The organism is Chryseobacterium capnotolerans, from assembly GCF_021278965.1.
GTDB lineage: Bacteria > Bacteroidota > Bacteroidia > Flavobacteriales > Weeksellaceae > Chryseobacterium > Chryseobacterium capnotolerans.
The window spans coordinates 3,528,115-3,550,933 of the sequence record NZ_CP065589.1; the positions used below are offsets into that span (position 1 = coordinate 3,528,115).

Annotated in this window: 24 protein-coding genes and 1 pseudogene; 14 read left to right on the forward strand and 11 right to left on the reverse strand. The window is 37.7% G+C overall.

What is annotated here, in order from left to right:
• Positions 1-59: 59 nt before the first annotated feature.
• The 3 genes from H5J24_RS16885 to H5J24_RS16895 form a co-directional block, all read right to left on the reverse strand.
• A complete protein-coding gene (locus H5J24_RS16885) occupies positions 60-962 on the reverse strand; it encodes a SusC/RagA family TonB-linked outer membrane protein (RefSeq protein WP_232815715.1) in 903 nt (300 codons plus the stop codon).
• A gap of 305 nt (positions 963-1,267) precedes the next feature.
• Entirely contained in the window at positions 1,268-3,043 is a 1,776-nt protein-coding gene (locus tag H5J24_RS16890; RefSeq protein ID WP_232815716.1) for a TonB-dependent receptor plug domain-containing protein, read from the reverse strand.
• A 22-nt stretch (positions 3,044-3,065) separates the two neighbouring features.
• On the reverse strand, positions 3,066-3,332 hold the full coding sequence (locus tag H5J24_RS16895; protein ID WP_028122574.1) for a hypothetical protein: 267 nt from the start codon (positions 3,330-3,332) through the stop codon (positions 3,066-3,068).
• A 672-nt stretch (positions 3,333-4,004) separates the two neighbouring features.
• Here H5J24_RS16895 and H5J24_RS16900 point away from each other — a divergent pair.
• The 14 genes from H5J24_RS16900 (at position 4,005) to H5J24_RS16965 (ending at position 15,519) form a co-directional block, all read left to right on the forward strand.
• Positions 4,005-4,349, forward strand: a complete 345-nt coding sequence (locus tag H5J24_RS16900) for a helix-turn-helix domain-containing protein (protein ID WP_034981338.1) — start codon at positions 4,005-4,007, stop codon at positions 4,347-4,349.
• 55 nt (positions 4,350-4,404) lie between these two features.
• Positions 4,405-5,037 (forward strand): hypothetical protein, encoded by a 633-nt coding sequence (locus H5J24_RS16905; RefSeq protein ID WP_068941675.1) that lies wholly within the window; start codon positions 4,405-4,407, stop codon positions 5,035-5,037.
• A 134-nt stretch (positions 5,038-5,171) separates the two neighbouring features.
• The gene (locus H5J24_RS16910) at positions 5,172-5,906 is read left to right on the forward strand and encodes a hypothetical protein (RefSeq protein WP_028122572.1); all 735 of its coding nucleotides are present in this window, start codon (positions 5,172-5,174) and stop codon (positions 5,904-5,906) included.
• An 85-nt stretch (positions 5,907-5,991) separates the two neighbouring features.
• A complete protein-coding gene (locus tag H5J24_RS16915) occupies positions 5,992-6,132 on the forward strand; it encodes a hypothetical protein (protein WP_154656849.1) in 141 nt (46 codons plus the stop codon).
• Between the two features lie 11 nt (positions 6,133-6,143).
• A complete protein-coding gene (locus H5J24_RS16920; protein WP_028122571.1) occupies positions 6,144-6,701 on the forward strand; it encodes a hypothetical protein in 558 nt (185 codons plus the stop codon).
• A 33-nt stretch (positions 6,702-6,734) separates the two neighbouring features.
• Positions 6,735-7,322 (forward strand): hypothetical protein, encoded by a 588-nt coding sequence (locus tag H5J24_RS16925; protein ID WP_232815717.1) that lies wholly within the window; start codon positions 6,735-6,737, stop codon positions 7,320-7,322.
• The gene (locus H5J24_RS16930) at positions 7,319-7,609 is read left to right on the forward strand and encodes a helix-turn-helix domain-containing protein (protein WP_232815718.1); all 291 of its coding nucleotides are present in this window, start codon (positions 7,319-7,321) and stop codon (positions 7,607-7,609) included. The genes H5J24_RS16925 and H5J24_RS16930 overlap by 4 nt, the downstream gene beginning before the upstream one ends.
• A 98-nt stretch (positions 7,610-7,707) precedes the next feature.
• Positions 7,708-9,225, forward strand: a complete 1,518-nt coding sequence (locus H5J24_RS16935) for an oleate hydratase (protein WP_232815719.1) — start codon at positions 7,708-7,710, stop codon at positions 9,223-9,225.
• A 128-nt stretch (positions 9,226-9,353) separates the two neighbouring features.
• Entirely contained in the window at positions 9,354-9,986 is a 633-nt protein-coding gene (locus H5J24_RS16940) for a porin family protein (protein WP_068941673.1), read from the forward strand.
• Between the two features lie 100 nt (positions 9,987-10,086).
• Complete coding sequence (locus H5J24_RS16945; protein WP_034981335.1) at positions 10,087-11,046, forward strand: alpha/beta fold hydrolase; 960 nt, start codon at positions 10,087-10,089, stop codon at positions 11,044-11,046.
• A 36-nt stretch (positions 11,047-11,082) separates the two neighbouring features.
• The gene (locus tag H5J24_RS16950; RefSeq protein WP_028122566.1) at positions 11,083-11,844 is read left to right on the forward strand and encodes an MlaE family ABC transporter permease; all 762 of its coding nucleotides are present in this window, start codon (positions 11,083-11,085) and stop codon (positions 11,842-11,844) included.
• A 9-nt stretch (positions 11,845-11,853) separates the two neighbouring features.
• A complete protein-coding gene (locus H5J24_RS16955) occupies positions 11,854-12,621 on the forward strand; it encodes an ABC transporter ATP-binding protein (protein ID WP_028122565.1) in 768 nt (255 codons plus the stop codon).
• Between the two features lie 3 nt (positions 12,622-12,624).
• Entirely contained in the window at positions 12,625-13,623 is a 999-nt protein-coding gene (locus H5J24_RS16960) for an MlaD family protein (protein WP_034972710.1), read from the forward strand.
• 126 nt (positions 13,624-13,749) lie between these two features.
• On the forward strand, positions 13,750-15,519 hold the full coding sequence (locus H5J24_RS16965) for an oleate hydratase (RefSeq protein ID WP_068941671.1): 1,770 nt from the start codon (positions 13,750-13,752) through the stop codon (positions 15,517-15,519).
• Between the two features lie 225 nt (positions 15,520-15,744).
• Here H5J24_RS16965 and H5J24_RS16970 read toward each other — a convergent pair whose 3' ends face one another.
• The 8 genes and pseudogenes from H5J24_RS16970 to H5J24_RS25995 all read right to left on the reverse strand — a co-directional run.
• Positions 15,745-16,881, reverse strand: coding sequence for a catalase family protein (locus H5J24_RS16970; protein ID WP_068941668.1), 1,137 nt, complete (start codon positions 16,879-16,881; stop codon positions 15,745-15,747).
• Positions 16,882-16,892: 11 nt separating this feature from the next.
• The gene (locus tag H5J24_RS16975) at positions 16,893-18,251 is read right to left on the reverse strand and encodes a Dyp-type peroxidase (RefSeq protein WP_028122561.1); all 1,359 of its coding nucleotides are present in this window, start codon (positions 18,249-18,251) and stop codon (positions 16,893-16,895) included.
• Between the two features lie 2 nt (positions 18,252-18,253).
• Positions 18,254-18,661 (reverse strand): hypothetical protein, encoded by a 408-nt coding sequence (locus tag H5J24_RS16980; protein ID WP_228428852.1) that lies wholly within the window; start codon positions 18,659-18,661, stop codon positions 18,254-18,256.
• A gap of 391 nt (positions 18,662-19,052) precedes the next feature.
• Positions 19,053-20,447 carry a UvrD-helicase domain-containing protein gene (locus H5J24_RS16985; RefSeq protein WP_068941666.1) on the reverse strand — a complete coding sequence of 465 codons (1,395 nt, stop codon included), beginning with the start codon at positions 20,445-20,447 and terminating at the stop codon, positions 19,053-19,055.
• A 306-nt stretch (positions 20,448-20,753) separates the two neighbouring features.
• Positions 20,754-20,996 (reverse strand): DNA polymerase ligase N-terminal domain-containing protein, encoded by a 243-nt coding sequence (locus tag H5J24_RS16990; RefSeq protein ID WP_034981618.1) that lies wholly within the window; start codon positions 20,994-20,996, stop codon positions 20,754-20,756.
• A 98-nt stretch (positions 20,997-21,094) separates the two neighbouring features.
• Positions 21,095-21,283 (reverse strand): DUF3606 domain-containing protein, encoded by a 189-nt coding sequence (locus H5J24_RS16995; protein ID WP_028123103.1) that lies wholly within the window; start codon positions 21,281-21,283, stop codon positions 21,095-21,097.
• A 261-nt stretch (positions 21,284-21,544) separates the two neighbouring features.
• Complete coding sequence (locus tag H5J24_RS25990; RefSeq protein WP_346729918.1) at positions 21,545-22,174, reverse strand: site-specific integrase; 630 nt, start codon at positions 22,172-22,174, stop codon at positions 21,545-21,547.
• Positions 22,175-22,207: 33 nt separating this feature from the next.
• Positions 22,208-22,782: pseudogene (locus tag H5J24_RS25995) on the reverse strand (phage integrase SAM-like domain and Arm DNA-binding domain-containing protein); the annotation flags it as partial.
• Positions 22,783-22,819 lie beyond the last annotated feature (37 nt).

Here is a 22,819-nt window from a genome sequence, read left to right on the forward strand (position 1 = left end):
TTTCTTTAAATATTAAGAGTATAGTTTTTATTTGCATATCAAAGGAATTCAGTTTCACATCAGAACGTCACCTGAAATCCCAAAGAATACGTCTTCAAAGGCGGCAGATAACCTACCAGATAAAATTCCGGGTCCATTCCGAAATAGTCGGTGATGGTCAGAAGGTTTTGTCCCTGAAAATAGACCATCGCTTCCTTGATCCCCATTCTATCTACCGGTATCCGGTAATTGACCTGTACATTTTTCAGCCTGATGTAAGAGGCATCACTTACCGCAGCGGTAGAATTCTGAAAGAAACCATGCAGTGAAAGTTTCTGAGGATTATAGCCCGCTGAGTATTGCATATAGGTTCCTTCCGGATTCGAGGGCGACCATGCATCCAGAACCTCGACAGGCTGGTTGCTGAGTGTTCCCGGCATCAGCATCTGGCGGTTGTAATTCCAGTTCCTCTGTTTAACGAACTGCCACAGGAAGGAAGCTGACCATTGACCGAACCTGAACTGGCTTGACCATCCGCCAAACATCCGGACGCCAAGTTTTTCCACTGCCTTGTTGTCATCTGGAGAATTGATCTTTCCATCACCGTTGAAATCCTTGAACTTATATAATCCTGTTGCAGGATCGATTCCCTCATACTGGTACACTCTCGCAATAGTCGTCGGATAGCCAATAACATATTGATTGGAGTAGGTCGAACCTTCGAGGTTCGGAAACTCTACCAGCGTGTTTCGAGGAATACTCAGATTGAATGACGTATCATATCTGAACTTTCCATTTTTGAGTACCTGAATCGACGTGTCAAATTCCCATCCCGTATTCCTGATCTTTGCAGGAAGATTGGACTGTATCGAGGAAAACCCCGTAGTTGCAGGAAGTGGAATACCCACCAGCTGATTAGATGAAGTATTTTCATAGTACGCTCCTGAGAAGTTAAAGCGTCCCTTCCAAAATCCAAGTTCCATTGCCACTTCCTTTTTCACCGTCTTCTCCCAGCTGAAATTGGGATTGTACAATCGTGCGGGATTAAGCCCGGTCTGTCCGTTATAGATATTGGAGGAAATGATATAGGTGTTGAGGTATTGGTAATCCCCTATCTTGTCATTTCCTGTCGTTCCTATACTTCCTCTGATCTTACCTAAGGTCAGCCATTTGGAATCTCTCAGGAAATTCTCTTCCGAAAACAGCCACGCCCCTCCTAATGCCCCGAAATTCCCGAAGCGATTGTTGGGACCGAAACGGCTTGAACCATCCCGTCTTCCTGTAAGGTTTAGGATATACCTTTTTTAAGCTGATAATTAAATCGGGCAAACACTGCGGTATAGTTGTACTCACTGCGTACCTGATCAGAGATGGTCTTTACACTGGCAGCGCCAATATTGTCGATCAGTGCATTGCTTTCAAATCCCCTTCCCGTTATCGCACCCTGATCAGATTGCGTCTTTTGAAGAGTAGTCCCTACCAAGGCCTCAAACTGATGGTTCCCGAACTGATACGTTCCGACAACCTGCGGTTCAAGTATGTAGGAAAAGTTCACCTGATTATTCTTTGATGAGGTCGAGTTCAGGCTCGTCTGACCCAATGCGGGGTTATTGATGGTGTGGGGCTTCAGTGATCTCTCCTCGAAATTCTGATAGCTGATCCCGGCATTCATCTTGACCGACAGAAAAGGAAAAAGCTTGTAGGAGACGTTTAGCCCGTTGTCAAAAAATGCGGTCTTATTGATATACTCACTGAGGAATGAGGCTACAGGATTCGTAAAGGTGCCGTTTTCCCAGTTGATATTTCCGGACGTATTGTACAGTGCAGGCGCATTCGGACTTAAGGTGATGCTTTTCAGGGTAAGGTCATCGTTCTGAACATTGTTCTTCTGAAAGGAGAACATGTTGACAAAATTGAACTCCAGTCTCCTGTCAGGCGTAAAATAAGAAAAATTGGCATTGACGTTATCCGTCCTGTACCTGAAATCAGCAGGAAGAACCGTTGACTGTTCATTATGACCATAGCTTATATTGTAGGAGGTGATCTCAGAACCTCCGCTCAAAGACAACTGAACGGCATAAGCATCAGCTGTTCCGCCGATCAGTTCTTTCTGCCAATCGGTATACCTCGACTGGTCCCAGGTTCCGTTGATATCATACATAGTTGCAGGATATGGCACATTATCATTCTGAAATCCCTGTTTTCTCATGCTGATATACTGTTCCGTATTCATCAGCTCCATCGGTCTTGTGATCCTGCTTAAAGAATAGGAAGTGTTCAGTTTCAGTTCGGACCTTCCCTTCTTCCCTCTTTTAGTGGTCACAATGATGACCCCGTTGGCTCCACGGCTTCCATAGATAGCCGTAGCATCGGCATCTTTTAGAATCTCAAAGCTTTCAATATCATTTGGATTGATCGCATTCAAAGGATTGATCGATGACCAAGGAAGGATCCTGTTGGAATACAATGAAGGCGTTTCAGAAGCCTGAGGAACACCATCAATAATATATAGCGGTTCATTCCCTTCCCGACGGATACTGTTCTTACCCCTGATCTGAATATCAAATCCCCCTCCAGGTGTTCCCGAATTCTGAGTGATCGAAACCCCGCTCATCCTACCCTGCGCTGAAGCAAGGACATTGGTGACAGGTTGATTTTCGATGTCTTTGGCTGAGATCTTGGCAATGCTTCCTGTTCTTTCTTTGTTTTTGACCTTATAATAACCTGCATTGAGAACAACTTCCTCAATTTCCTTTTCTTTACCTAATGAGATATTGACGGTTATCCTGCTGCCTAAAGTGATTTTTCGTTCGGGATAGTCCGGATGGCGGTAAATGATTACGGGATTTTCTCCCGATACCTGAACACGGTAAACGCCTGCTGCATTGGTCACAGCCACTTCTTCTTTACCTTCCTGAAATACGGAAACACCTTTGACTGGCTGGTTATTTTCCGTGACAGTGCCTGTAATGGTGCGCATCTGCCCTATTGCTACGCCGGAGACGAGCAAGGTGAAGCCAAAAGCCATTTGAAGATGACTTAGGTTGCAAAAGCTTTTTTTCATACTTTTGAATAGGTTTAATTCGTTAGACTTTGCTCTTTCCTACGCTAGCAGTCAACTTTTGTGGAAAGGGCTTTTGTTTTTCTATGGTTACGTTACACTTTCTGTTTCTTGAATATGTTTTTAGCGTATCTATTTGATGATGCTTGGGAGGAAGCTTCAGTAAGGACATAGCAAAACCTCCTGCCCTAGCACATCTTGAAATAATATGAATGAAATCGTGTCCCGTGTAAGCTGTAAAGCCGCAATGAGTAAACTCATTGTAAAGTGTCATTTCTAAATGAGAAAACATTCTATTGAAATCTAAAAACAACAGTAACCATATGCATTATACAGACCGTTGAATTTTTTTGTCTTCAGTATTAAATTCCCTTCGTGCTGAAAATAATTTGGAAAATCAAAAGAAAGCGAGTACTTTTAATGTGCGAGTTTAAAGCGTAGTCTGGCTTTCCTTTTACTTTTAAAGGAATTTCGGAGTTTGTCGATAATATGTAGGTTATACCAATCCAGCATTTTGCAAGCAAAACTGGCATAAAGCTGTAATTTTTTTCTGTTATGCTGGCGGACTATTCCGGTGGGCAAATAAGCAGAATGGTTGAAAATGTCGTCCTCATAAATATTATTTTATATATGGAACGATGCGTTTAAGATGAGGAGTTAAATGCAAAAATAGCAGGGAACGGTCTCACACTTTAGAACCGAGGGCGACCAAACCCTTCTTTAAATTTTCATCTAAAGATTACCTTCTAAAGCTAACGTGAGAACCGCTCGCATGCCGTATGCAAAAGTAAGAAACTTTTAGACATGGAGCGATTTCACGATAATCTCGAAGGTAAAATTGGTCTTTTCGGTCCGAGATACATCGTTTTAATTTCCCTATATGGGCTAATTATCAATTCGCTAGAACAAATATAAGAATAAATTTCAATACACCAATATATAGGTGTGATTTTTTAAAAAAATTATGGAAAAAACTTTTGTTTTTGAAACAACTCAATTTGATTATGACTTCATTAATCATATTAAGAGACTTAGAATGGAGAAAGAAATTTCTCAAGAAAAATTAAGTTTAAAAATGGGCTTAACTAAAAGCTTTGTCGGTAATGTTGAAAATATAAAGGAAAATCATAAATATTCTACACGCCATATTGCTTTATTAGCGAAAGCTTTTGGATTTTTAAACATTTCTGAATTAATGAATTTTCCCACACCAAAATATGATAAGATTAAAGTAACTGTGAAGCAGATTTATAATGAAAACGGGACCAGAATTGTAGATATTGAGATATTGAAAATTGAACCTCTTTAATTTACAGAAACCATAATCTATTCGCAACACAAACTAATAATCCAAAACTATATTTATGAATGGAATTAATTTTTCTCCTCAAATTTGGTGGAATGCTATGGATCGAGCTGTCGAATTCGCTAATCATATGGGAAAAGATCTAATCCAAGATTTTAACTTCAAAAAATGGTTGCAAACCGGCGCTATTGAGCATAATTGCTTGGAAATTCATCTCGTTGCTCAGTTAGATGACATCCTCACCGACAAATACGATTATCTGCAAAGTAACGAATATTACCATAGAGTATTTTTTAAAAATATGTATGGAAAAAATATATATGCAAGTACAATTGCAGATTTAGAAAGCAAAATGTTTGGTCAGGAAAATCTTCAAATTGAATATGAGTTTGGGGTGGATGCTCTAAATCATTATATAACTATGCATTTTAATAATTGGTTATTCTTTGGAAAATATGATGATTGGTTTCGTTGGAGAATGTACTATTATTTTTTACTGAATAAACTGGATGATGATCTTAAAAGTATTTATAACTACTATTTCAGTATGGTCTTAGGGCAAATCAACTTGCAAACTAATTTCTTCAATTCGATAGAGCATTACAAAAGATTTCGTGATGAGTATGAAGAAATAAATAAATACGCGGAGTCATCGTTTTTGTCATATCAGGAAAAAATAAAATTAAAATAATTGTACACTTATATCAGTTTTAAATACATAATTTAAGTTTGAGCAATTTGGAATCGAAAGTATTTGAGATATACGATAATTTCTAATTAATTCTCAATCACCTAGGAAATCGTATATTAGATCCAAATAACTTCATGGAAACAAATGATAGAGAATTTATAGAGATTGTAGCGGATTATATGGAAGAAATTTCCAATTTTATAATCAATTCGGAAAAATCACGAGAAGGTTCCGAGGAGCAGTACAAGTTGGCTGAAGCCGAAATTGAAAAGTTACCAGACTTTAAGTTGATATTGGACGGTCTTATGTTGACAATTTCAAAGAATTTCCATACACCTGTTAAGAATCTTGATGATAATATCTCGTACCAGATTGGTGTATCTGCATCTTATATAAGGACACATTTTTTGATTAACAATTTAATAATGTCCGGTGATATAATTGAAGCATCAACTTTAATTAGAAAGCAACTTGAGGCACTCACCAGGCTAATTGAGCTTGAGAAAAAAGAGGTTTCTAAGCTAGAAAAGAAAACACCTAATGTAAATAATGTATTTAATAATACCACGAAGGAGTTGTACAGACAACTTTCCGAAATTGCACATTCTGGAAGTAATAATGTCATAAATTTAATATCGCATTTTGACGAAGGTCACAACCGGGCGGAAGCATCTATTTATCCGAAGTTTACATCACATTCTTTAGAGTGCTATAAATTTCATTGTTTTATTGCACTAGGCTTTTTGGGATATTTCATAAAATTTGCAATGAAAGTATATGGTGAGGATTATGAATATGAAGAAGATATAGAAGTATTTTTGGTTCTGATTGACATTCACAAAGAAATTGATTTTTTAAATAATAAATGATAATATATTTAAACTTAGGTCAAATTTTTCCAACTTGCAAATAGGAATAAATTTTGTATTTTTGTAAAGCACAATATATTCTATAATGAAAAAGACGATATCAAAAGGAGAGAAGCTGAACTGGAAACCATTGAGAACAGTAGTTTCTGTAAAGATTTCTGCCGCAGATCTTAAGGGCAGGAAAGTTGTTGTGTCCGCACACAGTTCTAAAAGAGTGATAAATTAAACTTTAAAAATTTGTACGAGTTAAAATTCATACAGAAAGATAATTGTAAAGATGGTTCCGACCATCTTTTTACATATATATACAAATTCTTCTGTACCGATATTAAACTGCATTATATTATTAGGGCAGAGTATCATAATGGAAATGTAATTGCTCTCAAATTTTATTGTAAAAAAGACCGGGGAAGCGACTATAAGTACAATAAAATTATTAATAAAAATACTTTCAAAACTGTTGTCAAAATACTAGATACCTGTATTTCCTTAATTCCGACCTTGCTTGATAAGCATCCTGATTGTAGTTTTGGGTTGTGTTCCGCAAGATCTATCGATTTTTCTAATCCTAAAAAGTTAACTGAGCATTTACCAAATAATCAGAGGTTTCGGGTCTATTCTCAGTATATTCAGAGTAAAGTAGGTAACGAGACATTTTCCCATATTGAATATCCATCGATCAGCTCATATATGTTACTTAACAACAATGTTCAGGATATTGACAAAGAGGAAAGAAATATTATAGAAATGTTTGAAAGGACTTACAGAACTATTCCTGACATTACAAATCAATAATATTTTATAAATTGTTGAATTAAATAAGGAACTATGAAAGCTTACGAAAGTATTAAAGAAATATTATCTTTTTATCAGGTACACTGTGATGAACCTTACTATATATCTTCAGGAAAACTCATTTTTGAATTCCCAAAAAGACTGTTCCGCATGGATTTTTATGCATTCTGCATCTGTGTTTCCGGTAGTATTGATTTAGAAATTGATAATCACCATTACAATATATCCCAAAACGGATTCCTGATATCTGCTCCGTCAACAATTATAAAATTTGTAAATACCAGCAAAGATTTCCGCATGAAGGTTCTATTCTTTGAAAAGAATTTCCTGCTTAAGAACATTTCTAATCCATTTTTTATCGAGAATCTGTCTCTATTCAATAAAACTACTTTTAATGTAGTTATTTCCAACGAAGCAAGTAGTAAACACTTAATCAATTTGTTGGAATATCTTCAGCAGCAGACCACGAGGAATGGTCGTTTTACAGAAGATATTTTTCGTACTATTATTATTAATATTTTATTGGAAGTTGCAGTTCTAATTGATGAAGGCAGAAAAGACAACGCATATCCCACTCCACAGGATAACAATCATATTTTTTTAAATTCAATGAATTGGTGAAAGAAAATATTTTGCAGCATAAGGACGTACAATACTATGCGGACAAGCTATTCATTTCCAACAAATATCTTATTCTGATTGTAAAAAAAGCGACCGGCAAAACGCCGCATCAGATTATTGATGAGGCCTTATTAAAAGAGGTTTGCGTTCTGCTCGGCTATCCAGAAAAAAATATTTCTCAGATTGCTTTTGAAACAGGCTTTAATTCTACCTCTGCATTCGGCCGTTTCTTTAAAAAGCATGCGTCAATATCGCCCCAAAGGTACCGAAGACAACAGCATTTTTAAAAAGAAATTCCGTATATGATTTTCGAATTTAGGGATACCAAGGAATTAATGTATATCAATACCTTTATCATATAAAAATAACCTAAAAAAAATATCATATGAGCAATTCGAACAAACATGCATATTTCATCGGAGGCGGATTGGCAAGTCTTGCCGGCGCCGTATATCTGTTAGAAGACGGAGGCTTTAAAGGCGAAAACATTCACATCATTGAAGCCCTGCCGATTTTGGGCGGTAGCAACGATGGTGCAGGAACTAAAGAAAAAGGGTTCATCTGTCGTGGCGGGCGTATGCTCAACGAAGAAACCTATGAAAACTTTTGGGAATTAACATCCCGTATCCCTTCTCTGGATGTCCCGAACATTTCCGTAAAAGACGAAATTCTGGCATTTGACCACGCGAATCCGACAAATGCAAAAGCGCGGTTGATTGACAAAAACGGAAACATTTTACCTGTAACGGATATGGGTTTCAATACTCAGGACCGGATGAAATTTTTGAAATTGTTTTTTGCCGATGAAAATGATTTAGACAACATTACTATTCGTGATTGGTTTGACGATCATTTTTTTACAACCAACTTTTGGTATATGTGGCAAACCACTTTTGCCTGGCAGGAATGGAGCAGTATTTTTGAATTTCAACGCTATATGAAACGTATGCTGTTGGAATTTTCAAGAATCGAAACACTCGAAGGGGTTACCAGAACACCATACAACCAATATGAATCCGTTATCTTACCGTTGAAGGCATTTCTGGACCAGCATAAAGTGGACTTTTCATTAAGAAAAACCGTTACCGATTTGGATTTTGCCGATGATGATGGCATTACCGTAACGGAAATAGAATGCATCAATGCAGAAGGAAACACAGAGAAAATAACCGTGAATGAAGGCGATTTGGTATTCTTTACCAACGGATGCATTACAGACAATTCTAATAACGGCGATTATAACACGCCTGCAAAATATTTGCCGTCAAATCCGCCAAGTTTTGCATTATGGCGTGAAATTGCCAACAAGAAACCCGGCAAGTTGGGTAATCCCGACCCGTTTTTTACCAAACCTGACGAAACAAAATGGTATTCTTTCACACCAACATTCAAAGGAAATAAATTTCTGAAACTTATTGAAGAATACACTGGCAACAAACCGGGCAGTGGAGCTTTGATGACATTTAAAGATTCATCGTGGCGAATGTCAATTGTGGTGGCTGCACAACCGCATTTCAAAGCGCAAGGCGATGATACTACTATTCTTTGGGGCTACGGATTATATCCAGATGCAGTGGGAGATTATGTGAAAAAGCCGATGATTGATTGCACGGGCGAAGAAATTTTGACAGAGTTGATTCATCATTTGCATTTTGAAAAACACGAACAGGAAATAAAAGATAGCGTTATCAATGTTATTCCGTGTATGATGCCTTACATCGATGCTTTGTTTCAGCCAAGAGCTAAAAAAGACCGTCCTGCAGTTGTTCCTGAAGGCAGCACCAACCTGGCTCTTATCAGCCAGTTTGTGGAAATACCGGAAGATATGGTATTCACAGAAGAATATTCGGTTCGTGCAGCACGCCTTGCGGTCTATACCCTGCTCGGACTCGATAAAAAGTAACACCAGTAACGGAACACTGGAAAAAACCAGACGTGCTGGCAAAAGCCATTCATACCTCTTACAGAAATTAAACAAAAAAAATTTTGTTAACGACAATATTAGATTGACAATTTAAATTAATACAAAAAATGAAAAAAATCACACTGGCCATTGCACTTTGTGCAACTACTTTCGCTGTAAAGGCGCAAATAACGATTGACCCTGAAATAGGTCTGAATTTTAATAAAATAAAGACAGAGGTAGGCGATAATTCTTCCGAATCCGATGACTCCAAAACGGGGTTCCGTATCGGGGCAGGCGTTAACATCCCTTTGTCACAAGGTTTCTACGTAAAGCCCGGTTTATTTTACAGCAACAAGGGCTCAAAAACCGCTACCAGCATCGGAGATTTCAAAACCAGCATGGATTACCTTGAAGTCCCTGTTAATCTCGGATATCAGTATAAAATTGAAGGAGGAAAGTCCGGAGGAATTTTTGCAGAGGTAGGGCCTTACATCGGATTTGGAGTAAGCGGTAAATATAAAGGAGAGAATATCCCAGTAATCGGTTCTCAGGAAACCGACATCAACTTTGGTAGTGGCAGCGATGAAACTAAAGGATTCGATTGGGGATTTAATTTCGGTGCCGGATACGAAACACCTTGGGGAATCTATCTGAAAGGACAATATGGCCTGGGATTAGGTAATCTTTCCAATATAGACAACGTAACATCTTATAACCGTGGATGGAATCTTTCATTAGGATATCGAATCTCTCTTTAATCAATAAAAGAGATTTTGTATAATAACCAATTTATCTAACTTTATTCTGCTCTTACTTTTGTCAAGGGCAGAATTTGTTTTTGTGCAAAACCAACCGACTATGGCAAGGCATACATCAGGCTATATAATCAAGCAGAAAATTGGCAACTCAGGTTCGCACACGCTTTTTTATGAATTATCCGAACCAATAAATGAATCACCAAAGGCTACGGTTCTTATTCTCCACGGGATGCAGGAGCATAGCGGTCGTTATAAGGATTTTGCGGAATATCTGGCGAGCAATGGTTTTGCAGTTCTATTATATGACCATCTCGGACACGGAAAAACGGCGGAAAATCGGGAAGAACTTGGCTATTTTCAAAAAGAAAATCCCAAGCAGCAACTGATAGACGATGCCGCAACGATGGCTGCATTTTTAGAAAACAATTACCCTAACATTCCTCACTTTTTACTAGGTCATTCTATGGGGTCTTTCATTGCAAGATGCTTACTTCAGAATCAGGAAGCCGATTTTAAAGGCGCAGTCATCGTGGGAACGGGAGGAAAAATCAACGGAATCGGTTTGGCTAAATTTTTCCTGTCCATTAAGAATATTATTGCCCCAAAACACAGGAGCAAATTCATCAACCAAACTTTTTCAAAAATTAATAATCAACATTTTAAAGGCGAGAAAGATGGCGACCTTACCAGCTGGCTGAGCCTCAGCAAATCCAACCGTGAATCATTTTGCCGGGACAGCCTATGCGGAGTACCTTTTACCAATAATGGTTTTTACGCATTAGTTTCTCTAAACCAACAGGCAACGGAAAGAAAATGGGCAGAAAAATTACCAAAAGAATTTCCCTTTCTTTTTGTAAGCGGAGCTGATGATCCGATAGGAGACTTCGCAAAAGGGGTTGAAAAAACGGTAACACAAATGCAAAAAGATGGATTTACAGATGTTAAAATTAAAATTTATCCTGCTATGCGGCACGAAATACTTAATGAGGATATTAAAGAATATGTATATGAAGATATAAGGGATTGGCTCAATAAAAAAATACAGCAATTGGAAAAGTAGACTAAAAATATTTTAATTTAAAAAAATAATTTGTTAATGATTAAAATACGTAGTTTTTTACAGGAAACAGGCAATATCACACAGTTTACCAAAAATTACTTTCTATTAGGTTTCCGTCCACCATATGAAATAAAGGAACTGCTCGCACAATGCTATCTCATAGGTTACAAATCTTTGGGGCTTATTGCCATGACAGGCTTTATCATCGGCTTGGTTCTTACGATGCAGCTGCGGCCAAGCCTCGTACGCTATGGTGTGGAATCCCAGCTGCCTGTAATGGTAGGCATTGCCATCATCCGTGAAATAGCACCCGTAATCGCCGCTCTCATCTTTGCAGGTAAAATTGCCAGTAGCATCGGGGCAGAGCTGGGCTCGATGCGGGTTACCGAACAGATAGACGCAATGGAAGTAAGCGGTACACATCCTTTTAAATACCTTGTTGCCACACGTGTCCTGGCTACAACATTTATGCTTCCCGTACTTATCATCCTGGCGGATGCCATTTCACTATATGGTGCCTGGATAGGTGTTAACATTGGCGGTACAACTAGCCTGTCACTTTTCTATTCACAGGTTTTTGACTCCTTGGATTTCAGTGACATCATACCAGCTTTTATCAAAAGCTTTTTTTTCGGTTTTGCAGTGGGAATCGTGGGTGCCTATAAAGGCTATAATGCAGTAAAAGGAACACGGGGCGTGGGGAACGCCGCCAATTCAGCGGTCGTGCTCTCCTCTATCCTTATCTTCGTTTTGGACCTGATTGCGGTACAGATAACCGGCATTCTCGGATATAATTAAATCATCATTATGGCGGAAACAAAAACAACAGCAAACGGCAATAATGACAATGGACCGGCCATCGTCATTGAAGATATTTATAAAAGCTTTGGTGAAAAAAAAGTGCTTAACGGTTTTAACCTAACGGTCGATAAGAACGAAAATGTTGTAGTTCTCGGAAAATCAGGCACGGGAAAATCTGTGCTTATCAAATGTATCGTCCGGCTTTTAACACCTGATAGCGGTAGGATAATGATTTCCGGGCAGGATATTGTCCAACTGGAAAATCAAGAGCTGGACAAGGCACGCTCAAAAATAGGTTTTCTTTTTCAGGGAAATGCCATCTATGACTCTATGACCATCCGCGAAAATCTGGAATTCCCTTTAAGAAGACGGTGGTTCCGGCTGAAGCAGGTTGAAATTGACGCACGGGTTGAAGAAGCACTCGATAGTGTGGGGCTTAAACATACCGTAGACCTTATGCCATCCGAATTGTCGGGAGGGATGCTGAAAAGAATAGCTCTGGCACGTACTGTCATCCTCAAGCCGGAAATCATCCTTTATGATGAACCTACCACCGGACTTGATACGGTAACGGCAAAAGAAATAGACAGCCTTATCATGGATATACATAGAAAATACAAAACATCATCAATCATTATCTCACACGATATGAACTGTGTGAAAAATACGGCTGACAGAGTAGTCTTGCTGCTTGACGGAAAATGCTATGCACAAGGTACTTATCAGGAATTTGAAAGTTCTGATGACGAAAACATTAAACAATTTTTTGATTAAAATATGAATAAAAATAATATCAAGCTCGGCTTATTTGTAATTTCGGGGCTTATACTTATGATGGCTGTTTTCTTTTACATTGGCAGCGGTTCGGGTATTTTTACCAGCAAATTTGAGCTCAGGGCAAAATTCAAAAACTCTAATGGGCTCAGGGAAGGAAGCAATGTGCTATTTTCAGGGATGCAGGCGGGTTCTGTAAAATCTGTAAAATTGTCCGAAAGGGATGATATAGAGGTCATTATGCTTATAGACAAAGATATTGCAAAGCATATAGACAATAGTGCCAAAGCCTCGATTGGAACAGAAGGCATTATCGGCAATGCGGTGGTCAATATTTTACCTTACGGGAAGCCGGGCAGACCGGTGCAGGAAAAAGAATATCTCACGGCAGATACCAAACCAGGTGTGGATGAAATACTCAACACGCTATCGGCAAGCAACAACAATATACACGATATATCCAAATCTCTTAAAAACACTGTGCATAAAATTGACAGCAGCCAGATTTTAAAATTAATTAATGACAAGGCATTTGCCGAAAACTTAAAATTATCCATCCTGAAAATACGCCAAAGCACGGAAAATATAGAAAACCTGAGCAGTACTGCAGAAGCCATCATTACGTCTACACGCCAGGGAAAAGGAGCAACGGGACTTCTCCTTGCCAACAAAGATTTTGAGTCCCAGCTTAAGCAGACTTTCAATAACGTCAATGCCGCCAGCAATAATCTTAATACAGTAAGCAATGAACTTATCACAGTTGGTAAAAACCTGCAGACATTCAGTAAAAATATAGAAAATGGAAAAGGACCGGTAAATGCCCTTATCACTGATACCGTTCTTACAAAAAACATCAATAACAGCCTTTACAATATCGAAAAGGGAACCGAAGGCTTCAACCAGAATATGGAGGCTCTGAAGCATAATTTTCTCTTCAGAGGTTACTTCCGCAAACAGGAAAAAAAGAAAAGGGAAACCGAAAAACAGAATCTCCAAAGATAACATTATTGGAATATCAGCACATACAATTAGAATTTTGGGATATATAAAGTGAAAGCAATATGTGTAACTTTATTAAACAAAAACAAGGTTATTTTATCATATATTATAAACTAAAAAAATCTAATTATGTATTACAGTAATGGGAATTACGAAGCATTTGCCCGCCCGAAAAAACCGGCAAATATTGAACAGAAATCTGCCGTACTTATCGGTTCTGGATTAGCTTCATTGGCCGCCGCAGCTTTTTTGATACGCGATGCGCAAATGGAAGGAAACAAAATCCGTATTCTGGAAGAATTAGCTTTACCCGGTGGCAGTATGGACGGTATCTGGAATGAGCAGAAAGGCTACATCATACGAGGCGGACGGGAAATGGAAACACATTTCGAAACCCTCTGGGATTTGTTCCGCTCGATACCCTCATTAGAAACGGAAGGCGTTTCCGTACTGGACGAATATTATTGGCTCAATAAAGAAGACCCTAGCTTTTCCCACGCCCGTGTTATCGAAAACCGTGGAGAAAGACTGCCCACGGATGGCAAGCTTACACTTTCCCAGAAAGCCATCCACGAACTTATAGCGCTGGTTCTTCTTCCTGAAGAAAAACTACAGGATGTACAGATAGACCAGGTATTTACAGAAGAATTTTTCCAATCCAACTTTTGGACCTACTGGGCTACGATGTTCGCATTCGAACCCTGGGCAAGTGCGATGGAAATGCGCCGATATGTTCTTCGTTTCATCCATCACGTTGGCAGCATAGCAGATATGTCCTCACTACGCTTCACGAAATACAACCAATATGAATCACTGATTCATCCGTTGGTAAGCTACCTTGAGTCCCACGGTGTTACCTTCCAGTATGATAGCCAGGTTCAGAACATACTTGTAGAAAATGAAAACGGCAAAAAAGTAGCGAAGAAAATCGAATATATTAAGAATGGCAATGCAGAAAGCATCAGCCTGACCGAAAACGACCTGGTGTTTGTTACCAACGGCTCCATTACCGAAAGCAGTACATACGGTGACAATCATAACCCTGCTCCTGTTGCTGACGGCATTGGCGGAAGTTGGCAACTTTGGCAGAATCTGGCAGACCAGGATGATGCCTTTGGAAAACCCGAAAAGTTCTACAAAAACATTCCCGAAGCCAACTGGGTAATCTCCGGAAGCATTACCTTCTTCGACGAAAAAGTGATTCCGTATATAGAAAAAATAACAAAAAAAGACCCAAGAAGCGGTTCTATAGTGACTAGCGGACCTGTCACAATAAACGATTCTAACTGGTGGTATGGCTTTTCCATCAGCAGACAGCCCCACTTCAAGGCTCAGAAAAAAAATGAAGTAATTGTTTGGGTTTATGGGTTGTATTCTCATAAACCAGGAAATTATATCCAAAAGAAAATTACGGAAGCCACGGGGATAGAGCTTTGCAAAGAATTTTTATACCATATTGGTGTTCCTGAAAATGAAATTGCAGAAATTGCACAAGCTGCCAACAGCATCCCTTGCCGTATGCCCTATATCACATCTTACTTTATGCCTCGTGCATTGGGAGACCGCCCATTGGTGGTTCCGGAGGGTTCTGTGAACCTTGCTTTTATCGGTAATTTTGCCGAAACTGGAAAAGACACCGTATTCACGACCGAATATTCCGTGCGTACAGCAATGGAGGCAGTTTACACCCTTTTGGATGTAGACAGAGGTGTCCCGGAAGTTTTTGCTTCTTCATATGACATCAGGGTACTGCTGAAATCCATCTATCACCTTAATGACAATAAAAACCTAAATGAAATTGAATTTCCTTGGTTGATTTCAATCCTTGAAAAATATGGTGTCAAGAAAATAGAAGGTACTTATGTTGAAGAGATTTTAAAAGAAGCCAAGTTGTTATAAAAGATTTTTTTAATTTAATTATTTATACAATTATAAAAAGAGGCTGTTACAAAGCAACAGCCTCTTTTTATTTTGAAAATGAATCTACATATACTTTTCTAATTCCCCTCTGTTGAAATCCATTTCTCATCTTTAAAATAAAAGGGAAATTTCCTAGAAATAGCAGTATCACATAAATTTCCAGGATATTAGCATTTGATTTTCGATTTTCTTATTTATAATATTTTACAATTTATAAAACTCCGGACTGAATGCTTCCTCCAAATTCTTTGGTTCTTTACGTTTTTTGTGGTTTAGTTCGTGTCTTGAGGTTGAAGATGTTACATACGCTGACTGCCGTGAACGCTGTAAATTCCCGATCGGTGAATTCTCTTCGATGGTTCTAAACGGTGTAAAAGACAGATTTTCCATAATTTCAAAATTACCATCCTCAGGAACCGTTTGTTTTGGTATTGTGATTTTTGCCACCGTACGGAATGGTGATAATTCCTGCGACCATTCTTTTGTAAGGTCATTCACAGGCATTTCTTTCAGGTCTTTGCAAAGTTGTATTTGCAACTCAAATGTAAGTTCTTTTTGAGCTATTTCTTTGATAATTCCTTTTCTGTACGGCCATTCTGCGCTGTCTAGATCAATATCTTTTTCCGTGATGGCGTTCTTGGTCTGCTCAGTTGGGATCACTCTTACTTTGGCGATATAATCACCGTGGCGTACCGCTCCCATACTGTAAAATTCGTAAAGAAAACTGTTGATGGAAGGGATTTTTTCAAAAGTTTTAAGAGCGCCCAATTCCTTCAAAGCCTCAAAATTTGGAAATGCTTTTTTATTTTCGGTGACCCAAAGTGTGGCAAATTCCAATTTTCCCAAGGCTCCCTTTTCAAAGAAATCATTTAGCTTTAAAAAAAGCTTTGAAATGAAAACATAATGTTCTGCCGAGTTACAGAAAAACACGGGATTATTAATCAGGTTAAAATCAACATTGGGAGAATCTTCCTCTCCGGGAGATAATTTTTTGCCATCTATCCCAAAAATCTTTAAAGCAAATCCTTGTGCATTACCGCTTAGTTTATCGGGCAAAACTCTGGACGAACCATTGGAAAAGCGAACTGCTGCCTGGTGTGTTCCGGGTTTCGCATAAATGCCCTGCGCCAGTTCTTTGGGCAGATTATCCAAAATTTCAACCTCTGCTTTCAGCACTGCATAGCCATTGGCGTGCGCATCTCTTGTATGATGGGTCGCCCTGCTTAGGTTTGGCGTATTTTTGATGTATTCGCGGATATCGTTATTAATGGTGGTAATATACTCATCGAAATTTTCTGGAATTTCTTCCACTTCGTAACTGTACTTGATGTATTCTTCCATAGTGCTTTTTTTTATTTTAATTCGCTAATCCATTTTAGAGCAGAAATGCTTGGGATAAAACAATATTCGCCGCCTTTCACGATGTTGTAGGTCTGCAAACCACGGTATCTTTTGATGAGGGGTTCTCCCGGTGCAGAAAACAGTGCGTCTTCGTCCTGTACACCGATCATAGGATCTTTTTCTGTTCCCAGATTTTGGGCGTTACCATCGTTTGCCCATTGTTTTTGAAGAAATTCCAGTGTTCCCATTGCATCAGCACTAATGCCAATAAAGTACTGTCCACGTTCCTTACCGTCATTTTTGGTTACCTCCGGCGGAACAATGTCGCCAAAAGTTACACTTTTTCTGATAATCCTGTGCAAACGTTCATCCTCCAAAACAAAAGATTTGGAATCTCTTGGGTTCATCCTGCGGATATGCGAACTGAACGGACACTTTTTACCGTACTCATCATTCTTGAAAGAAAAATCATTGTTTTTTTGCATATCATCTCCTAGCGATTTATCATCCTTTTCGGGAGCTAAAACCAAAGGTGCACCACTTCGCCAGCGACCTACCATTTTAGCAGCCAAGAGCTCTCCCTCTTCCGGCGAAGAAGAATTTTCTTTAACGAACTGATTAAATTCCGCCACTTGGCTCTGGTACTTTCTGAAAACCATAAAAGAACCGTTCTTCCCTAAAACTTCAGGCTGTGGAAACGGCTTTATGGTGCCGGCTTCTCCAGGATAGCCCAGTATAAATTCGCCTGCTTTAAGCGGGCGGTCAAATCCAGCCGGAACTTCTATCCCACTGCCTTCAATTTCCGGGTTGCTAATACCGTCTCTGAATCCGAACACATTTTTAACCTCTTCAGATACGCTGAAATTGTGACTCAAGATTACTTCTATGCCTCTATTATCAGCCAATTTAGACCGAAATTCCTCCAGCTTGCTTTTCCACGCCTCTTCATTGTTGGCGATAATCGCCGCAGCGATGTGAATATGCGACCTTTTAAAAACCCTTTCCCAGTTTTTGGGGTCATTGACACCAATGTCATATAGAAAACGGGAGCGGTCTGCCATTCCTTCCTTGAAGGATTCGGGGAAAGTCTCAAGCGACTCTTTAGGCACGCCGATTTTTTCCAGACCTTTATAAGTGAACGTCAACGTAACCGATGCCCCTTCATTCTTATGCCAGTCTTCCGCAGAACTCACAATCGGCAAGAGTTTTTGGAGCATTTGTCTGGCTGCCACAGCATCTTTGATTTCAATGATTGCCACCGTTCCGAAATACGGAATAGGGCGGCTTCTGAGAATTAAGGCCTGTATTTCGTTCAGCTCAATTTCTACTTTATTGGGATTGAATATCCGCTTTAAAAATTCCAATGCCATACTTAGATTTTATTTGCTTCGTCAATCGCCCTATTAAGTCCGGTAATGATTTTATCATTTCTCCTCACATCATTTACAGTAAGATGCGGAACACCAACATACCAGCCGGTCGCGGTAATCTGATGGTCTAGAATGAACTGTTTTACACTCGGGTCTTTTATGCCCGGCCAGCCTTCCACATTACCGAAAATGATGTCCATCAGCTGCGGAATTTTTGTGGCGAAATCATCAATATAAGCATCCCAGTCGCCATCATAAGCCGTGCAGAAAAGAATCTTGGTATCGTTATCAAATAAAACGATACGCAGGTCGTGCAGTGTTCCTACTTTGGTTGCCCCTTTCAGGTTTCCGCCTGCAATTTCCATTATGGTCCTGAGGTTTTCTGCACCTCCCGGTTTAAGGTCTGCCATCGCCGTTAACTCAGATACACGCCCAGAGCGTAACCCTTTTTGCCGGCAGATGTAGTGGAATGGTCGTAACCATCATCAATACCTTCACTGAAATTCGCCTTTGCCAATTCGGCAGTCAATTTGATTTTGTCTATGAAACCCATAATTCAGATTTTTGATTAATTATTCACATTGTTTTTTGAGATAAAAACAATAATTTTCAAGAGTGTACTACAAATGTAAAGCCACAGGCAGCCTTAAAAATATACCAAAATTCGTATATTATGTACTAAAACTCCCTAATCCCACCTATTTGCTTTAAAAGCTTCAATTGATAAAAGGAAATATCTTATCTTTAATCTTGTTGTAATTTTGAGAGAATAAAACCTATTTAACTATAAAAAATCAATCTTTATAATTGAGATTTATCAATATTATTTATACTGTTGATTATTTCTTCAATATCAGAGTTATTTACACTAAAAATTGTATCAAATATGTGTTTTACTGAACTTAAACCTTTAGTTAAATTAGCAGTTAATTCAAGCTCTTTAAAACTTGTTATCAATGAGTTAATTTTATAAGTTAATTCTTTTTCTGTAAATACTATGTTATTTTCTAAAGAATGAGAATCAAAATTTCTTTTGATTATTCTTAAGTTTATAATTGAAGGTGAAAATAAAAATTTGCTTAAAGAACGTATAAGTCCAAAAGAGGAAGTATTCATATTTTTATGAGGTAAAGACCCAAGACCAACCACGTGATACTTTTGACGAAGTGACTTACTTATGAAATAAGCATCTCTCCAACTCGTTGTTAATATAGCAATATCGGATAATTCAGCTTTACCATCACTTATAAGCTTGGCTATGGTATTAGCTATGTAATCATTATTATTGTCATATTTGGTTTCACAAATTACTATATCAAAATTAAAGTCTTTGTACTTTGAATCATTCTGTAATTCAATATGATCTTTAAAAAGAATTGAGTATCCTTTAACTATATTTGTAGTAGAACGATATGTTGTATCTAAATTTTCTATTTCTGCTTGAAAATCATATGATGCTCTACTGAATGCATTATCAATAGCTCCAGCAAAGGCATATATTTTTTGTTTTTCATCTCCAACCATAAAAAATGTACAATCTTCAGATTCATTTCGAATAGCCTTTAAAATTTCGTATTGAAATATATTTGTACCCTGAAACTCATCAATCGATATTTCGTAAAATTTATTTGCTATAGATTGTGCAACAAAATCATTTTCAGAAACAATCTTATATGATTTGAATAAAATTTCATTGAAATCTATTGCCTTTTTATCTCTTAAGAAATTGAAATATAATTCAGAAATATATATCCACGATTCAATGTTATCAGTATTTGAACAATCTAAATCACCATTTAAAAGTCTTTTTATTTTACTTAGTTCATCAAGTGGATTATCTCCTAACTCAATATCGGAGTTTATTTCTATAAATTCTTTCAGCTCATCATATGAAATTATTCTTGGCTTATGCCATTTGTAAATCCAAGAAAAGGGTCTTAATATAAATTCAAGGCAAAATCTATGAATTGTACCAATAAATATATCTTTATCATCGGTATTTAATCTACTAGCAATTTCATCTGCGGCAGCATTTGTATAAGTTATAAGAGCTAAAGACTTATGTTTAGGAATAGACTCAAGTTTTTTTTGTGCTCTAGCAATTAGAGTTTTTGTTTTACCTGTTCCTGGAGAGGCGCTTACTATTGTATTTCCAGAGATTTCAAATGCTGCTTTCTTCTGCCTACTATTTAGCATTTATAGAAATTTTTTTACAATTTGCAATGTGTGTAATAGCATTTTTAATATAGCCTGGCACAATGAATTCCCCATAAATTAGCGCCCCTCCCTCAATTAAAATACTTAGTTCTTGAGCAAACCTTCCCTTTTTTATAGTATTGTCAATTCTTTTAATTAACTCAGACTCCCAAAGTTCAGGATTTTCCGTTGTTTTTTCAATTAAATTATCATAAGATTTTGAATGTCCTAAGTTTTTAAAGCATTCTTTTAAATATTCTGTATTGATATCAGATGAAGGAAATAAATCAATTTCTAATGTTTTTTTTAACCATACGGATGATCTTCTACCATCATCGCAAGTCTTTTGATATTCGGATCCAGTGAAGGCCCTTTCGGTACCGCCCAGCTTTTCAGGACGCCATCCATTTCCAGACGAAAATCATAATGCAAATGTGAAGCATCGTGTTTCTGAACGACAAATCTCAATTCTTTTCCTGACGGAACACCGCCGAAGGGTTCAGGTGTTTTGTCTTCTGATCTTTTTTTATGATATTTTGATAAGCTCATATTAATTTCTTTAACAAACAAAAAAATCTCCCTGACAATGCCAGAAAGATCAGATCATTAAAAAGCTTTCTGCTGTTTGCTGTTTGCTTTTTAAATTATTATTTATGCTTATCTTTTAAATAAGCTTCAAGTGTCTTGCGGTCATTAGACCCCGTTGCCCGGATTGCTCCGGTTACTGCCTGTGAGCTTACGCCCAGTTTATCTTTGAAATATTGAATTTCATAATTTTCAGAACCACTGACCTGGCTGCGGTCACGCTGGTCTTTTTTTGATTTATTGTCTGCCATAATGTGATTTTGATGAAAAGAAACAAATAAAATGCCAGTGTAATGACATCAATAGCCACAAAGCGAAGATTACATGTTGATTGTAGAATAAAAGTTTCAAAAGAAGAACCAATATTCATTTACAGAGCCTTATCCACAGGAACACGAAATTGGCTGCCTAGAAATAAGTTTTTGTACAAAAGTCACATCACATAATTCCATATTCTCAGTGATTTTCAAATAATTAATAAAAATAAGAATCCTTCAGTCAACCCAAATAACCTAACAACTTATTGCAATTTTCTTTTTATCAATAAATTTCTGTTTCAATTCCATCATATCCTCACTGACTTTTTCATCAAGTATTTTGGCATAATGCTGTGTTGTCTTAATACTCTTATGACCTAGCATTTTACTCACACTTTCAATTGAAACCCCGTTAGATAAAGTGATCGTTGTTGCAAAAGTATGGCGTGCAATATGATAGGTCAATTCTTTGTTAATTCCGCACAGGTCAGCAATCTCTTTAAGATATGCATTCATTTTTTGATTACTAAGAATAGGAAGCAACTTTCCAGTATTAAGACATACAGGGTGATTTCTATACTTTTCAATAATTTTCTCTGTTTGAGAAAGCAAGGGAATATTAGAAGTAGTTTTAGTTTTCTGACGTTTGGTATAGATCCATTGAGAACCATCAAGTCCTAAATTGATATTTTGGTATGTTAGTTTTTGAGTATCAATATACGCCAATCCGGTGAAACAGCTGAACAGAAAAATATCTCTTACCAAAGACAATCTCTCATTTTTAAAATCTTTGTCAAAAAGCAGTTCTACTTCCTTTTCATTAAGGAACATTCTTGTCACTTCATTGAACTTAGAATGATAGTTCATAAAAGGGTCTCGCTCCATCCATCCATTTGCAAGACAGATACGAATGATCTTACCAAAATTCTTGATATACTTTACTGCAGAATTATTGTTACAGGATCTTTCGGTTCTTAAAAAAATTCAAAATCGTTCAGAAAGGCGTAATCAATCTTTTTAATTTCAACGTCGGCAACACTGTATTTCCATTTCAAGAAATCTTTGGTATGCTTTAGACAGGTCTTATAACGGGTTAATGTTCCTTGGGCAAATTCTTTTCCAATCAGTTTTTCCATTCGATCATTGTGATCCTGAAAAACAGGAATGAGTGTTCTGGTCAGTTCACCTCTACCTACTACCTTATTTTTAAGAGCCTCAGAAGATACTGTTTCCTTATCTCTGATTAGTTCATGATAGGAATCATAAACTTTCTGCTCAAATGTTTTCAGATAAAAATTAAGTGATCTGCATTCTTCTGAAGAGCCGCTAACCTTCTGCATTGCAGAGTTCCATTTTGAAGGCTTTACTGTACGTTTTGTACTGACCTCGGATATTTTCCCATCAATTGTAATTCGTAAATATATAGGAGACTCTCCTACAGAATTGATTTTAGCTTTTTTCACATAGAAAAGTAAATTGAATGTCTTGTTCATTTCGTTTAGCTTTTGAGATTTAAAATTAATCTTAGCA